The organism is Actinokineospora guangxiensis (genome assembly GCF_042657845.1).
Lineage (GTDB): Bacteria > Actinomycetota > Actinomycetes > Mycobacteriales > Pseudonocardiaceae > Actinokineospora > Actinokineospora guangxiensis.
The window spans coordinates 1-15,680 of record NZ_JBHSKF010000022.1 but is presented as its reverse complement, the minus strand read 5'-3'; the positions used below and the strand labels follow the sequence as shown (position 1 = coordinate 15,680).

The 15,680-nt window shown below is 71.9% G+C and carries 11 protein-coding genes; 8 read left to right on the top strand and 3 right to left on the bottom strand.

What is annotated here, in order from left to right; genetic code table 11:
* The first annotated feature begins 1 nt into the window (after position 1).
* Entirely contained in the window at positions 2–742 is a 741-nt protein-coding gene (locus ACFPM7_RS29285; RefSeq protein WP_378251072.1) for a thioesterase II family protein, read from the top strand.
* A gap of 455 nt (positions 743–1,197) precedes the next feature.
* Here the strand turns inward: ACFPM7_RS29285 and ACFPM7_RS29280 are convergent, their stop codons facing one another.
* Positions 1,198–2,400: a S8 family peptidase gene (locus ACFPM7_RS29280; protein ID WP_378251071.1), complete on the bottom strand. Its 1,203-nt coding sequence runs from the start codon at positions 2,398–2,400 to the stop codon at positions 1,198–1,200.
* Positions 2,401–2,793: 393 nt separating this feature from the next.
* On the opposite strand from ACFPM7_RS29280, the gene ACFPM7_RS29275 reads away from it, so the two are divergent.
* From ACFPM7_RS29275 to ACFPM7_RS29250, 6 genes are all read left to right on the top strand, one after another.
* Positions 2,794–5,181, top strand: a complete 2,388-nt coding sequence (locus tag ACFPM7_RS29275) for a ricin-type beta-trefoil lectin domain protein (RefSeq protein WP_378251070.1) — start codon at positions 2,794–2,796, stop codon at positions 5,179–5,181.
* A gap of 47 nt (positions 5,182–5,228) precedes the next feature.
* Complete coding sequence (locus ACFPM7_RS29270; RefSeq protein WP_378251069.1) at positions 5,229–8,069, top strand: carbohydrate-binding protein; 2,841 nt, start codon at positions 5,229–5,231, stop codon at positions 8,067–8,069.
* A 349-nt stretch (positions 8,070–8,418) separates the two neighbouring features.
* Entirely contained in the window at positions 8,419–10,161 is a 1,743-nt protein-coding gene (locus tag ACFPM7_RS29265) for a ThuA domain-containing protein (protein ID WP_378251068.1), read from the top strand.
* A 176-nt stretch (positions 10,162–10,337) separates the two neighbouring features.
* Positions 10,338–10,937, top strand: a complete 600-nt coding sequence (locus ACFPM7_RS29260; protein ID WP_378251067.1) for a dihydrofolate reductase family protein — start codon at positions 10,338–10,340, stop codon at positions 10,935–10,937.
* 13 nt (positions 10,938–10,950) lie between these two features.
* Complete coding sequence (locus ACFPM7_RS29255; RefSeq protein ID WP_378251118.1) at positions 10,951–11,274, top strand: YciI family protein; 324 nt, start codon at positions 10,951–10,953, stop codon at positions 11,272–11,274.
* Complete coding sequence (locus ACFPM7_RS29250) at positions 11,271–12,509, top strand: RNA polymerase sigma factor (protein WP_378251066.1); 1,239 nt, start codon at positions 11,271–11,273, stop codon at positions 12,507–12,509. Before ACFPM7_RS29255 ends, ACFPM7_RS29250 begins: the two co-directional genes overlap by 4 nt.
* Here the strand turns inward: ACFPM7_RS29250 and ACFPM7_RS29245 are convergent.
* Together ACFPM7_RS29245 and ACFPM7_RS29240 are read right to left on the bottom strand one after the other, a co-directional pair.
* Entirely contained in the window at positions 12,506–12,871 is a 366-nt protein-coding gene (locus tag ACFPM7_RS29245) for an STAS domain-containing protein (RefSeq protein WP_378251065.1), read from the bottom strand. The genes ACFPM7_RS29250 and ACFPM7_RS29245 overlap by 4 nt on opposite strands.
* 70 nt (positions 12,872–12,941) lie before the next feature.
* Positions 12,942–14,345, bottom strand: coding sequence for an alpha/beta hydrolase family protein (locus ACFPM7_RS29240; RefSeq protein ID WP_378251064.1), 1,404 nt, complete (start codon positions 14,343–14,345; stop codon positions 12,942–12,944).
* Positions 14,346–14,523: 178 nt separating this feature from the next.
* On the opposite strand from ACFPM7_RS29240, the gene ACFPM7_RS29235 reads away from it, so the two are divergent.
* Positions 14,524–15,339: a hypothetical protein gene (locus tag ACFPM7_RS29235; protein ID WP_378251063.1), complete on the top strand. Its 816-nt coding sequence runs from the start codon at positions 14,524–14,526 to the stop codon at positions 15,337–15,339.
* Positions 15,340–15,680: the final 341 nt, after the last annotated feature.

Sequence of the window (15,680 nt, the reverse complement as noted above, 5' to 3'; positions counted from 1 at the left end):
CATGACCGCCGTCTCCACCCCGCTGTGGGTCCGCCGCTTCCACGCGCGGGAGAAGACCACACGCTTCGTCGTGTGCTTCTCCCACGCGGGCGGCTCGGCCAGCTACTTCTTCCCGTTCTCGGAGCTGCTGCCCGACGACGTCGAGGTCCTGGCCGTGCAGTACCCCGGCAGGCACGACCGCTACCGCGAGGCCCCCTTCGAGCACATCGAGGACTTCGTGGACCCGATCGCGGCGGCCCTGGAGCCCTACCTGGAGCACCAGGTGGCCTTCTTCGGCCACAGCCTGGGCGCCCTGGTCGGCTTCGAGGTGACCCGCCGCCTGGAAGAGCGCGGCCACACCCTGACCACGTTCTTCGCCTCCGGCCGCCGCGCCCCCTCCACCTGGCGCGACGAACGCCCGGAAACCCTCACCGACGAGGAGTTCATCACCGAGATCCAGAAGCTCAACGGCACCAGCGCCGCCGCCTTCGCCGACGAGGACCTGGTCCGCATGGTCCTGCCCACCCTCCGCAGCGACTACACGGCGGCGGCGAACTACCCGGTCAACACCGACCGGACCATCAAGTCCCCGGTAGTGGCCCTCATCGGCGACGACGACCCGAAGTGCACCATCGCCGAAGCCGAAGCCTGGTCCGGCCACGCCCGCGGCGGCTTCGCCATCACCGTCTTCCCCGGCGGCCACTTCTACCTGGACAACCACCGCCAGGAACTGGCCACAGTACTGGCGGGCGCTTTCTCCTGACCGCCCGCCTCCAGTGAACCGCCTCCCCCCATCCCCCTGGGGAGGCGGTTCACGCCGTTGTGGGGACCGGACCGCTGACCAGGTGACACGACACGATCGAACGCACTCGTACCGGTGGAGGGCGGAGCTGACCTGCGGCTGTGTCACCGACCTCCTGACACACGGCGAATCGCGGCCGTCGTCAGAATGCGCCGCCGCCTTGTCGAACGATCGCCGGATGGGGTTCCCGGAGGATCGTGGACTTCCCCGCCGACCCGATCGAACCGCGACACGGCGTGCAGGAGCGTCAGCGGGAGATGGCGCAGGAGTTCGCCGAGTTCAAGCTGCGCCACGCCGAAGCCGAGGTCGCCCCCTGCGCGCCCAGATCGCCGCCCACGACGCCGCTGCCCGCGGCACCCCGCCCACGGCACCGCCCGGCCCCAGAAGGGACCGGGCGGTGTCCGCACAGGGAGGGACTAGGCCGTGGGGGCCAGGTAGAGCAGTCGGTTCGGGGAGCCCGAGCCGGGGCTGGTGATCACGTTCGGCGTGGACGCCGACACCAGGGTGCTGGCGACCTGGGCCGGGGTCAGGCCCGGGTTGCCGCTGAGCACCCGCGCCGCCGCACCCGCGACGTGCGGGGACGCCATCGACGTGCCGCTGATGGTGTTGGTCGCGGTGTCGCTGGTGTGCCAGGCCGAGGTGATGTTCTGGCCGGGGGCGAAGATGTCGGTGCAGGTGCCGTAGTTGGAGAACGACGCGCGGGCGTCGGTGTTGGTGCTGGCGTTCACCGTGATGGCCTCGGGGGTGCGGGCCGGGGTGAAGTTGCAGGCGTTGGAGTTGGAGTTGCCGGAGGCCAGCGCGTAGGTCACGCCGTCGGCGATGGAGCGGCGGACGGCGTTCTCCAGGGAGGCGTTGGTGCCGGAGCCACCCAGCGACATGTTGGCGACCGCCGGGCCCGAGGTGTGGTGGTTGGTGACCCAGTCGATGCCGGCGATGACGCCCGCCCAGCTGCCGGAGCCGCTGCAGGACAGGACCTTCACCGCGACCAGGCGCACCGACTTGGCGATGCCGTAGGAGGTGCCGCCGACGGTGCCGGCGACGTGCGTGCCGTGGCCGTTGCAGTCGGTGTTGTTGCCGTCCCCGACGGTGTTGGTGCCCCAGACCGCCCGGCCGCCGAAGTCGCGGTGGGTGGTGCGGATGCCGGTGTCGAGGACGTAGGCGGTGACGCCCGAGCCGGTCGTGGTGTACGAGTAGCTGTTGTTCAGCGGACGGTTGCGCTGGTCGGTGCGGTCCAGGCCCCAGGACGGGGTGGGGGACTGCGTCGCGGCGAGGCTGACCCGGCCGTTCTGCTCGACCATCGCCACGGACGGGTCCGCGGCCAGACGGCGGGCGGCCTTGGCGCTCATGGTGCCGGAGAACCCGTGCACCGCGTGCTCGTAGGTGTGCTCGACGGACACGCCGTGCCGGTCGGCCAGGGCGCCGGTCAGGGAGCGGGCGCTCTGGGTGCCGAGCGCTCCGTCCTTGAAGGTCACGATGTAGCTGCCGGGGATGGCGTTCGCCGCTGAGACGACGGTCCCCTCGGCCGCGGCGGTGGCCTGGCCGGTCAGGACCGCGGAGGCGGCGGCTGAGACCGCCAGCACGGCCACCATGCGGGTTCGGGCAGCGCGGAAGCGCGTCATAGAGGTATCTCCCTCACGACGGGACTTGGCAGGGTTTTGTGCAGTCCGCGCGGACTTCTTCTGACTGTAAGCGGCCATCCTGGGGTCGACAATCGGCTGGTTGACACCTAACGAGGTACTGCGTTCGGCCGAGAACAGTTGACAACTGATGGGTGATCGAACGCCGCGCGCCCGGTAAGGTCCCGCGCCCGCGCGGGCTCGGAGTCTCGACCGCCGAGGGAGTTTTGCCTCCGTTCGACGTACTTCCGTTCGCTCTCAGCACTCTTTCGTTGACCTCAAGCGAAAGTAACCATACCGTCATCCCGAGTGTGATCTGGGCTACACCCGGACAGACCACACGGCCCTCCTTGTCAGTCGAGTCCCCTGCTCACGGCTCATAAGGGAGTTCCGTCCATGCCCTTCGTCCCTGCCCTGCGCCGCCGGGCCGCAGGCCCGCTCGCCGCTCTGGCCGTCCTCCTGCTCGCCCTCTCCGCGACCGTCCCCGGGCGCGCGCAGGCCCAACCGCCCCCGCAGGAGCCCGGCGTCACGCTGCGCGTCTTCGACCTGCAGGTCGGCCTGTCGAAGCTGTGCACGCTCAAGCCCGGCCAGACCCCGAACGTCGACAAGCTCATGCCGACGATCAACTGGACGACCGCGCAGGACTTCGGCTTCACCGACTACTTCGCCGCGCAGGTCATCGCCAACATCACCGTGCCCACCACGGGCACCTACAACTTCCGCCTCACCAGCGACGACGGCTCGCGCCTGCGCGTCGGCAACACCGTGGTGATCGACCACGACGGCCTGCACGGCGCCGACCCGCCGAAGACCGGCTCGGTGCAGCTGACCGCGGGCATGCACGCGCTGCGCATCGACCACTTCGAGAACGGCGGCGACCAGCGCATCACCCTCGACTGGCAGCCGCCGGGCGCCTCGGGCTACACCCTGGTGCCCACCAGCGCCCTGTCCACCGACGCCGGCGTGGTCCGGGTGACCGCGCCGGGCCGCAAGGAGTGCGAGACCGGCGCGGACTCCCCGGGCGACGGGCTGCCGCTGACCGGCGTGCACCCCAACTACACCCTGACGAACCTGCGCCCCTCCGGCTTCACCCCCCAGGTCGCCGGGATCGACTGGCTGCCCGACGGCCGCGCCGCCATCGTCACCTGGGGCGGTACTGACAACGAGACCGGCGAGGTCTACCTGCTCTCGAACGTCACCGGCACGACCAGCCCCGCGCGGGTGACCACCCAGCGCATCGCCCAAGGCCTCAAGGAGCCCATGGGCATCACGTACGCCGACGGCAAGCTGTACGTGTCCGAGAAGGACGGTCTCACCGAACTCAACGACACCAACGGCGACGGCGTCACCGACAACTACCGCAGGGTCGCCACCTGGCCCTACGGCGGCAACTTCCACGAGTTCGCTTTCGGCCTGCTCTACAAGGACGGATTCTTCTACCTGAACCTGTCGGTGTCGATCAACTACGGCGGCGCGACCACCAACCCGCAGCCCGCGGCGAACCGCGGCACGACCATCAAGGTCAACAAGGCGACCGGCGCGGTGTCCTCTGTCGCAGGCGGCCTGCGCACCCCGCACGGCATCGGCTGGGGCCCTGAGGACGGCATCTTCGTCACCGACAACCAGGGCGACTGGCTGCCGTCCTCCAAGCTGCTGCACATCAAGCAGGACCGCTTCTTCAACCACTTCGTGAACCCGGCGGGCCCCTTCGACAACCGCCCGGTCACCAAGCCGGTGCTGTGGCTGCCGCAGAACGAGATCGCGAACTCGCCCAGCAACCCCGTGCAGCTCAGCACCGGGCCGTTCGCCGGACAGCTGGTGTTCGGCGACGTCACCTACGGCGGCCTGCAGCGCGCGTTCCTGGAGAAGGTCAACGGCGAGTACCAGGGCGCGGTGTTCCGCATGACCCAGGGCCTGGAGTCCGGGGTCAGCCGCATCAGCCTCGGCCCTGACGGCGCGATCTACACCGGCGGCATCGGCGCGGGCGGAAACTGGGGCCAGCCGGGCAAGCTCGCCCACGGCTTCCAGAAGCTGACCCCGACCGGCACGGGCGCCTTCGACATCCTCGCCATGCGTGCCGTCGACGGCGGCTTCGAGTTGGAGTACACCCAGCCGCTCTCCGACGCCACGCTGGCGGACCTGGCGACGAAGTACAGGGTCAAGCAGTGGCGCTACGCCCCGACCGCGGCCTACGGCGGACCGAAGATCGATGAGAAGACCCTCACGGTCAGCTCGGCCACCCCGTCGGCCGACCGCAAGAAGGTCACGCTGAAGGTCGCCGGGCTGCTGTCGGGCCACGTCGTGCACGTGCGCTCGCCGAAGCCGTTCGCCAGCCAGGCCGGGACGTCGCTGTGGAGCACCGAGGCCTGGTACACGCTGAACAGCCTCATCGGCGCGGGGCCGCGCACCGGGCAGATCACCGGCATCGGCGGCAAGTGCGCCGACGTCGACAACTCCGGCACCGCCGATGGCACGAAGATCCAGCTGTGGACCTGCAACGGGACCGCCGCCCAGCGGTGGACCCTGCCCGGCGACGACACCGTCCGGGTCCTCGGCAAGTGCCTCGACGTGCGCAACGGCGGCACCGTGAACGGCACGGTCGCGCAGCTGTGGACCTGCAACTCCACCGGCGCGCAGCAGTGGGTCCCCGACCCCACCGGCGCGCTGCGCAACCCGCGCTCGGGGCGCTGCCTCGACGCACTCGGCGGCAGCAGCGCCGACGGCACCGTCCTGCACATCTGGGACTGCCACACCGGCGCGAGCCAGCGCTGGACCCTGCCATGACCCACCCCTCTACTCAGGACACATCAGGGCGGAAGGACGGCACTACCATGTCTCCCACTTCGCGCGGCCTGGCCCGCCTGGGCACAGCCGCGCTGCTGATCGCGGGCCTCGCCGCGGCCGTCCCCACCGGGACGGGCGCGGCCGCCCCGCTCGACCCCGCGCCGCCCGCCGCGGCGGCGCCCACGTTCCAGCAGGTCACCCTCGCCCGCGGCGAAGCCGAGATGGGCGAGCCGATGTCGATGACGGTGCTGCCGGACCGCTCGGTGCTGCACACCTCCCGCGACGGCACGATCCGCTTCACCGATGCCGCGGGCAACACCCGGGTGTCGGGCCGGGTCGCCGTCTACGCCCACGACGAGGAGGGCCTGCAGGGCATCGCCGCGGACCCGAACTTCGCCACCAACCGGCACGTCTTCCTCTACTACGCGCCACCGCTGTCCACACCGGCCGGTGACGCCCCGTCGGGCGGGACGAACTTCTCGGCGTGGAACGGCGTCAACCGGCTGTCCCGGTTCGTGCTCAACGCCGACGGCACGCTCAACAACGCCAGCGAGCGGATCGTGCTCGACGTGCCCGCCAGCCGCGGCATGTGCTGCCACGTCGGCGGCGACATCGACTTCGACGCCGCCGGGAACCTGTTCCTGAGCACCGGCGACGACACCAACCCATTCGCCTCCGACGGCTTCAGCCCGCTGGACGAGCGCACCGACCGCAACCCGGCCTTCGACGCCCAGCGCAGCAGCGGCAACACCAACGACCTGCGCGGCAAGCTGCTGCGCATCAAGGTCAACGCCGACGGCAGCTACTCGATCCCGGCGGGCAACCTCTTCGCGCCGGGGACTGCCAACACCCGGCCCGAGGTCTACGCCATGGGCTTCCGCAACCCGTTCCGCTTCAACGTGGACAAGGCCACCGGCATCGTCTACCTCGGCGACTACGGCCCTGACGCGGGCGCGGCGAACCCGCAGCGCGGCCCGGCCGGGCAGGTGGAGTTCAACCGGATCACCGGGCCGGGCAACTTCGGCTGGCCGTACTGCACCGGGCGCAACACCACCGCCGAGACCTACAACGACTTCAACTTCGCCACCGGCGCCTCCGGCGCGAAGTTCGCCTGCGCGAGCGGTCCGGTCAACAACTCCCCGAACAACACCGGCAGGCAAACGCTTCCGCCCGCCCAGCCCGCCTGGCTGCCCTACGACGGCTGCTCGGTGACCGGCCTCGGCTGCGGCAGCGAGTCGCCCATGGGCGGCCCGGTCTACCGCTACAACCCGAACCTCAACTCCGCGGTCAAGTTCCCGCAGTCCTACGACGGCCACTTCTTCGCCACCGAGTACGGTCGCCGCTGGATCAAGGACATCACCGTCAACGCCGACGGCTCCCCGGGCACGATCGCGAACTTCCCGTGGACGGGCACGCAGGTGATGGACGCCGCCTTCGGGCCCGACGGCGCGCTCTACGTGCTCGACTACGGCACCGGCTGGTTCGCGGGCGACCAGAACTCGGCGCTCTACCGCATCGAGCACACCGCCGACGGGCTCGCCCCGGTGGCGCAGGCGTCGGCCAACCGCACCTCCGGACCGGCGCCCCTGGCGGTGACGTTCTCCTCGGCGGGCTCCTCGGACCCCGACGGCGACCCGATCACCTACCGCTGGACCTTCGGCGACGGCGGCACCTCCACCGCCGCCAACCCCACCCACACCTACACGGCCAACGGCACCTACACCGCGACGCTGACGGTCACCGACAACACCGGCAAGTCCGGCAGCGCCAGCGTCCGGGTCAACGTCGGCAACACCGCCCCGACGGTCGTGCTGCACGAACCGGCGAACGGCCAGCTGTTCAACTTCGGCGACGCCGTGCCGTTCCGCATCAGCGTGACCGACCCGGAGGACGGGACGGTCGACTGCTCCCGGGTCAAGATCAGCTACATCCTCGGCCACGACTCCCACGGCCACAAGCTGACCGAGGCCAGCGGCTGCTCCGGCACCCTCCAGACCCCCGTCGACGGTGAACACGACCCCAACGCCAACATCTACGGCGTCTGGGACGCGGAGTACACCGACAACGGCGGCCTGACCACCCACACCCAGCACGTGACGCAGCAGAAGAACCGCCAGGCCGAGCACTTCGGCACGAACAACGGCGTGCAGGTGGTGGACAAGGCCGTCGCGCACGGCGGCAAGGCGGTCGGCTACATCGACAACGGCGACTGGATCGCCTTCCAGCCCTACGTCCTGTCCAACGCCACGGCGTTCACCGCCCGGGTCGCGTCGGCGGGCGCGGGCGGCACCATCGAGATCCGCGCGGGCTCGGCGACCGGCACCCTGCTGGGCTCGGTGGCCGTCCCGGTGACCGGCGGCTGGGAGACCTTCACCACCGTCAGCACGTCCCTGTCGGCCCAGCCCTCGGGCACCACGACGCTGTACCTGCGCTTCACCGGCGGCGCTGGCTCGCTGTTCGACATCGACGACTTCACCTTCACCACCGGCACGACCAGCGGCCCGCGCACCGGCCCGATCACCGGCCTGGCGGGCAAGTGCGTCGACGTGAACGGCTCGAACACCGCCGACGGCACCAAGATCCAGCTGTGGACGTGCAACGGCACCGGCGCCCAGCGCTGGACCCTGCCCGGCGACGGCTCGATCCGGGCGCTCGGCAAGTGCCTGGACATCCGCAACGGGGGCACCGCCAACGGCACCCTCACCCAGCTGTGGACCTGCAACGGCACCGGCGCCCAGCGCTGGACACCCCAGCCCGACGGCACCGTGCGCAACCCCCAGTCCGGCCGCTGCCTGGACGCCTCCGGCAACAGCAGCGCCGACGGCACGGCCCTGCACATCTGGGACTGCGTCGCGGGCGCGGCCAACCAGCGCTGGACCCTGCCATGACCGGCCTGACCAAGATGCGGGCTCTGGCACCAGCCAGGGACAGGCGCGGGCGACCCCCGTGCCGCCCCGGCGACGACCATCCCGCCACGTGTCCGGTGTCGGGTTCGCGCGCCCGGGAGATGTCGGGCACCGCTGTGGCCGATCCGGTCCCGCGCGGCTCGGCGGGTGGAGCGCGGGTGGGCTGTGCCCGCGTCGACCTCGCCCCGCGCGGCTCGGCGGGCGGAGCCCGCTGGGGCCGTGCCCGTGCCGACCGGAGCCGACCGGCTCCGGGGCCCCGCCACGACCGGCCCGTCCGCCGCGCCCCCGTCCCGGGCCGGACCCTGCCATGACCACCCCGAGGAGAGAACCCATGTCCCGTCTGCGCAGAGCGCTGCTCGCGCTCGGCTCCGCGCTGGCCTGCGCCGTCACCTTCGCGCCGTTCTCGGCGCAGGCCGCTGACCGGGCGCCGGCCGCCAACCCGGTCGTGGCCGCCGATCCGGCCTACAAGGTCCTGGTCTTCTCCAAGACCGCGGGCTTCCGGCACTCGTCCATCCCCAACGGCCTGCAGGCGATCCGCGACCTCGGCTCCGCCAACAACTTCACCGTCGACGCCACCGAGAACGCCGCCGCCTTCACCACCGCCAACCTCGCCCAGTACCGCGCCGTGGTGTTCCTGATGACCACCGGCGACGTTCTGGACAACACCCAGCAGGCCGCCTTCGAGTCCTACGTGCGCGGCGGCGGCGGATACGTCGGCGTGCACTCCGCCTCCGACACCGAGTACGGCTGGTCCTTCTACGGCGGCCTGGTCGGCGCCTACTTCCACTCCCACCCGCACATCCAGCAGGCCACCGTCCGCGTCGAGGACCGCGCGCACGCGTCCACATCACACCTCGGCAACGACTGGGTCCGCACCGACGAGTGGTACAACTTCACCACCAACCCCCGCTCGGGCGCCCGCGTGCTGGCGCGCCTCGACGAGAGCACCTACACCGGCGGCAACATGGGCGATCACCCCATCGCCTGGTGCAAGCCCTACGAGGGCGGCCGGTCCTGGTACACCGCGGGCGGCCACACCGAGCAGACCTACGCCGAGGCGGGCTTCCGCGCCCACCTGCTCGGCGGCATCCGCTACGCCGCCGGCGTGACCAAGGCCGACTGCCGCGCCGAGACCGGCTATACGCCGATCTTCGCCAACAGCCTCACCGGCTGGAGCCAGGCAGGCCCCGGCAGCTTCGCCCTGTCCGACGGCACGCTCACCTCCCAAGGCGGCATGGGCCTGCTCTGGTACTCGGCCAAGGAGTACCGCTCGTACTCCCTGAAGCTCGACTGGCGCATGCCCGGTGACGACAACTCCGGCGTCTTCATCGGGTTCCCGGCCAGCAGCGACCCGTGGTCGGCGGTCAACAACGGCTACGAGATCCAGATCGACGCCACCGACTCCGCCGACCGCACCACCGGCGCGGTCTACGGCTACAAGTCCGCCGACATCGCCGCCCGGGACCGGTCGCTGAACCCGCCGGGGGAGTGGAACACCTTCGAGCTGCTGGTCGAGGGCGAGCGCCTGCAGATCTTCCTCAACGGCACCAAGATCAACGACTTCACCAACACCGACCCGGCGCGCAGCCTCCTGCAGGGCCACATCGGCCTGCAGAACCACGGCGCGGGCGACGACGTCTCCTTCCGCAACATCCGGGTCAAGGAGCTGGGCAGCGGCCCCGGCCCGGGTCCCCGCACCGGCCAGATCACCGGTGTCGGCGGCAAGTGCGTCGACATCAGCGGCTCGAACACCGCCGACGGCACCAAGATCCAGCTGTGGACGTGCAACGGCACCGGCGCCCAGCGCTGGACCCTGCCCGGCGACGGCTCGATCCGGGCGCTCGGCAAGTGCCTGGACATCCGCAATGGAGGCACCGCCAACGGCACCCTCACCCAGCTGTGGACCTGCAACGGCACCGGCGCCCAGCAGTGGACCGCCCAGGCCGACGGCTCGCTGCGCAACCCCCAGTCCGGCCGCTGCCTGGACGCGATGAACGCCGGCACGGCCGACGGCACCGCCCTGCACATCTGGGACTGCCTCAACGTCGGCAACCAGAAGTGGGTCCTGCCGTAACCACACCGTGAACAGCACTCGCCGGCCAGGTGGAAGCCCACCTGGCCGGCGAGTGCTGTCCGGTCCCGACAGACTTTCGGGAGAATCTTCGCGGTCCGGTGTCGGATCGGGCGGGAGGCGTTCGTAGCAGGGTGGGAGGTGTCCGCGACGGGCTCCTCGGACCGGAAGGACAGGCCATGAGGCTGACGATCACCACCAACGTCTCCGTCGACGGCGTGATGCAGGGGCTCGGGGGGCCCGAGGAGGACCGCAGGGACGGGTTCACCCGTGGCGGCTGGGCGCTGCCGCTGTTCGACGCGGAGGTCGAGGAGCTGCTGGGCCGGGTCTACCAGCGGGCCGACGCGTTCCTGTTCGGCCGGTGGACCTTCGAGGTCTTCGCCGGGTCGTGGGGGCAGGTGGCGGACGCGGGCACGAGCCTCATCGCCGACGCGCTGAACTCGCGGCCCAAGTACGTGGTGTCCACGGCGCTCGCCGAACCCGGGTGGGCGGGCACGACCGTTCTCCCCGATGTCGAGGCCATCCGGGCGCTGAGGGACGCGCCGGGGGGCGAGCTGCAGGTGCACGGCAGCCTGAGCCTGGCCCGCTGGCTGCTGGACAACCAGCTCGCCGACGAGATCACCCTGTTCACCTACCCGGTGGTCATCGGCCAGGGCATGCGCCTGTTCCCGGCCGACGGCGCGGACGCCGCGCTGGAGCTGGTCGAGTCCCGGGCCGCCGCGAACGGGGTCACGGTGCAGGTCTACCGGCCCGCCGGTCGCCCCCGGTACGCACACTAGGGGGATGAGCGACATGCAGTACCTGATCTCCGTGATCGATGACCGGACCGGCTCGGCCACCCCGGAGGAGATGGCCGCGATCACCGCCTTCAACGAACGCCTCCAGGCCGACGGCAACTGGGTCTTCGCCGGCGGCCTGGCCCACCCGCACACCGCGACCGTGATCGACAACCGCGGCGCCGAGCCGATGATCACCGACGGGCCGTTCCTGGAGTCCAAGGAGTACCTGGCCGGTTTCTGGGTCCTGTCGGCGCCCGACCTCGACGCGGCCATCGCGCTCGCCGCCGAGGGGTCGCGGCACTGCAACCGGCGCGTCGAGGTCCGGCCGTTCCTGTGAGCGGCGCCGCCGAAGCCGCCGTCACCCGGGCCCACCGCGCGGAGTGGGCCCGGGTGGTCGCCGCCCTGACCAGGCGCTTCGGTGACCTCGACCTCGCTGAGGAGGCCGCGGCCGAGGCGTTCGCGACCGCCGTCGAGCGGTGGGGCGCCGACGGCGTGCCGCCCAACCCCGGCGCCTGGCTGAGCACCACCGCCACCCGCAAGGCCATCGACCGCATCCGGCGCGAGAACAAGCGCGACGACAAGCACAGGGAGGCTCGGATGATCCACGACGACGACCCGCCCGAGCCCGTCGGCGCGGTCGACGACGACCGGCTCCGGCTGATCTTCACCTGCTGTCACCCGGCGCTGGCCGTCGAGGCCCGCGTGGCGCTCACGCTGCGCATGGTCGGCGGCCTGACCATGCCCGAGATCGCCCGCGCCTTCCTCGTCGGGGAGGCGGCCATGGGCAGGCGGATCACCCGCGCCAAGGCGAAGATCACAGCGGCCCGCATCCCCTACCGGGTGCCGTCGGCGCAGGACCTGCCCGCCCGCGTGTCCGGGGTGCTGGCCGTCCTGTTCCTCATCTTCAACGAGGGCTACCTGGCCACCGGCCCCGACACCCCGCCCGTCCGCCACGACCTGACCGCCGAGGCCATCCGCCTGACCCGCCTGCTGCGCGCTCTGCTGCCCGAGGACGGCGAGGCGACCGGCCTGCTGGCGCTGATGCTGCTCACCGAGGCCCGCCGCGCCGCCCGCGTGTCGGCGGACGGCGAACTGGTCACCCTCGACCAGCAGGACCGCGGCGCCTGGGACCCGGCCATGGTCGCCGAGGGCCACCGCCTGGTGCGCGAACGCCTGGCCACCGGGGCGGCCCCCGGCCGCTACCAGCTCATGGCCGCCATCAACGCCGTCCACACCTCGGCCCGCGACCTGCGCGACACCGACTGGTCCCAGGTCGTGGCCCTCTACACCCACCTGGCCCGCCTCGACCCGTCCCCGGTCGTGGCCCTCAACCGGGCGATCGCCGTCGCCGAACTCGACGGCCCGGAGGTGGCGCTGGCAGCCGTCGACGGCCTGGAGTCGCCCCTGTCCGGCTACCACGCCTTCCACGCGACCCGCGCCGACCTGCTGCGCAGGCTCGGGCGGGACCGGGAGGCGCGGACGGCCTACGACCAGGCCGTCGCCCTGGCGGGCAACGCGGCCGAGATCGCCGCCCTGACCCGCCGCCGCGACCAGCTGGGGGACTCGGTCTAGCCGGTCAGCGCGTCGAGGGCCATCCGCCGGGTGGGGTAGGTGTCGAGCAGCTCCGGCAGCGACGAGATGGTGAGGACGTGGCCGACGATCTCGCTGTGCACCAGGCCGACGGGCACGCTGTGCCGCTGGGCCAGGTCGTGCAGGACCACGAGCGCGTGGACGCCCGCCGAGGCGAAGAAGGTCACCGCGGCCAGGTCGACCAGCACCGCGGCGGGCTGGTCCTCGATGACGGCCTGGACGGCGGCGATCATCTCGGGCGCGGTCGCCATGTCGATCTCGCCCGCGACCACGGCGACGGCGCAGCCCTCTTCCACCGCGACGCCGACGGACATGACGGGCGGGTGCTTCGGCGGTTCGGACACGGGCTCTCCTTCGGACCTCCTCACCGTAGTCCCGGGCGGGGGAGAACCCCAGCTCGCGACGCCGGGAAGGTCAGGGCGAGATGCCCACACCCGGCCGGTGCCGCAGCACCAGCTCCTCGACCGGGGACAGCGCGGGCCAGCGCAGGCCACCCGGTCGGGCGTACACCCTCGCCGAGTAGTCGGCCGGGCGGTAGGCGGGGTCGAAGAAGCAGCCGGTGCCGTAGACCTCGTTGAACCTCGGGCACTCCCTGGCGATGGCGGCGGCCGACGGCCGGTGGCCGCTCTCGGCCCACCTGTCGAGCGCCGACATGGCCGTGGCGTACCCGGCGTCGCTCAGGGCGCTGTGCTCCGTCTCGGTGGTGAAGGTCTGCACCAGGCGGTGGCCGCTGAAGCTGCCCCGCAGGCTCGCGCGGTAGGCCGACTCGTGCTCGACGAAGGCGGTGGGGTCGCCGATGGCGTGCAGGGTGAGGACCGGGACGGTGACCAGGCCGGTGGGGTCGCTGTCGAAGGACAGGTCTCGGCGGGCGGACGGGTCGGCGCTGAAGCGCTCCACGCCCGCGTTGAGGGCGGCGTCGTCGTGCGAGCCGGTGTAGCGCACGGCGCGGTTGCTGAACGGGTTGCGGCCGTCGAGTCGCTTGTGGACGATGTCGCGGAAGGTGAAGGTGGCGAAGCGCAGGTGCGACTCCAGCGCGCGCTCCGGGATCTTGGTGACGGCCAGGATGTCGGTGAGGTTGCGCTGCTGGGCGGCGGTGCGCTCGGCGGGGGAGTCGTGGCCGGTGCACTCCCGCAGTCGGGCGCGCAGCCCGGCCGGGGTCATCGCGGAGTCCGCGCGCAGGCCCATCCACAGCGGGTACTGGGGCTCGCTGGGACGCGGATGGTTGCCGCAGTAGTGCTGGTAGACCACGCGCAGGTCCACGCGGTAGTCGTATCCGCGCGAGCCGCCCGCGAGGACGCCGTTGGTGAGCAGCACGCCGTCGTAGCCGCGGTGGATCTCGGCCGCCTTGGCCGCCACGTTGCCGCCCCAGGACTGCCCGTGCAGGTAGGTGCGCCGAGGCTCGCCGAACGTCGAGACGAACAGCCTGCGCACGGTCTCGGTGTCGGCCGCGCCCATCCGGGTGCCGTAGCCGCCCCGCCGGTAGGCCGAGCCCGCCCACGCGTAGCCCTCCTCGACCATGACCGACCACCGGGCGAGGTCCTCGGGAGCGCGGGCCGGGTCGGAGGCGTCGGTCAGGTCGGGCCCGCCGTGGGCGTGCACGACCAGCGAGCGGTTCCAGTCCTCGGGGATGGCGATCGCGTAGTGCGCGCCGTGGGAGTCCTGGCCGGTGTAGCAGGTGGCCGCGACCGCGATCTCGGCCGGACAGGCCGACGGCTCCGGGCCGCTGTCGGCGGCGGCGGGCGTCGCGGTGGCGACAGAGGCCGCCAGGAGCCCGACTGCGACCTGAAGCCGCGACCGGCGACGATGTGCTGTCCCCACTGAGGACCTCCCTCGGCCTTCCGATGCCGTGTCGCACCGCGGGATGTGATGCTAGGCACGCCGTCGCGACCACCCGGTGTTCTGTTCATATCGTTCGCCGCCACGCCGTCATCGCAGCTAGGAGGCTGATGAGGCTAGCCTCGCGACGGCCCGGTGGATGTCGACGAGAGGGCAGCCCATGCGGCCAAGAGGCCACCTCGGCCCGGGCCCGGAGGAGTACGGCTACGCCCTCGACACCCCCGGCGGGGACACCGTCTACCGGGTGTGCCTGCGCGAGGTCCCGCCCGCGCTCGCCGACCTGCGCGCGGGCGCGGTGTCGATCTCCCGGGACGCCGCCCGCCTGCTGGCCTCCATCGCCCGCCCCACCGCTGCGCGGGCCCGTCGGCCTTCGTCGCCGCCTACGCCGAGGAGTACGGCCACACCCCGGGCCGGGCCGCCCACTCCGGCGGCTGAGCGCCCGCGGACTCCGGCCAGTCCGCGAGCACGTCGGCGACGAATGCGGAACGGGAGCACGTCAGCCGATCAGGGGAGCCCGCCGGTGACCGCGCAGCAGCCCGAGTCGCACCCAGCCGACGCCGCGTTCTCCGCGGAGCGCTTCGTCAGGGAGTCCGGCTGGGCGCACCCGCACCACGACGCCGACCGGGTGCTGTCGGCGGCGAGGGTGGCGGCCGAGCTCCTGCGGTGGTGCCACCACGCCGCGCTGATCGCGCCGGAGCGCGCGCTGCCGGACACCGACCACATCGTCGCGACCGTCTCCGCCCTGCGCGGCGCGGCCTCCTCCGCCCGGCAGCTGTTCTCCCACCTGGCCGACCGCATCGATCCGCACGGGTCGGCGGAGGCGGTCGGGGAGAACCCGGACGAGTTGGTCGAGCTGGCGGCGATGGCGGCGGCCGAGCACTTCCGCAACTCCGTGCTCGTGGCCGACGGCTTGGTCTATGTGCTCGGCAAGGCGTGCGAGCACGTCGACCGAGCGGGGCAGGTGCCGGAGCGTTGAGCTAGACGTTCCTTCGATCGGGTGAACCGAACCCGCGCTGACCAGCGGCGACGCGATTCCGGAAAGATTCCCCGGATTCTCACCAATCCACCCCGGACCCCGGCGGCGAATCCACTTCCGAAGGCAAGGTCCACAGGGGAGCGGCGGACGCCGGTAACCCGAACCACTGGAGTGAGAACACGATGAAGTCCTCTGTTCGCAATGCCGTCGTCGCGGGCAGCATCGGTGCGATGGCCCTGGTTCTGTCTGCTTGTGGCAGCGACGACGCGGCCGCCCCGGGTGGCCAGGCCACGACCACGACGGCGATGGCCCCGATGACCACGACGACCACCGCGGCGATG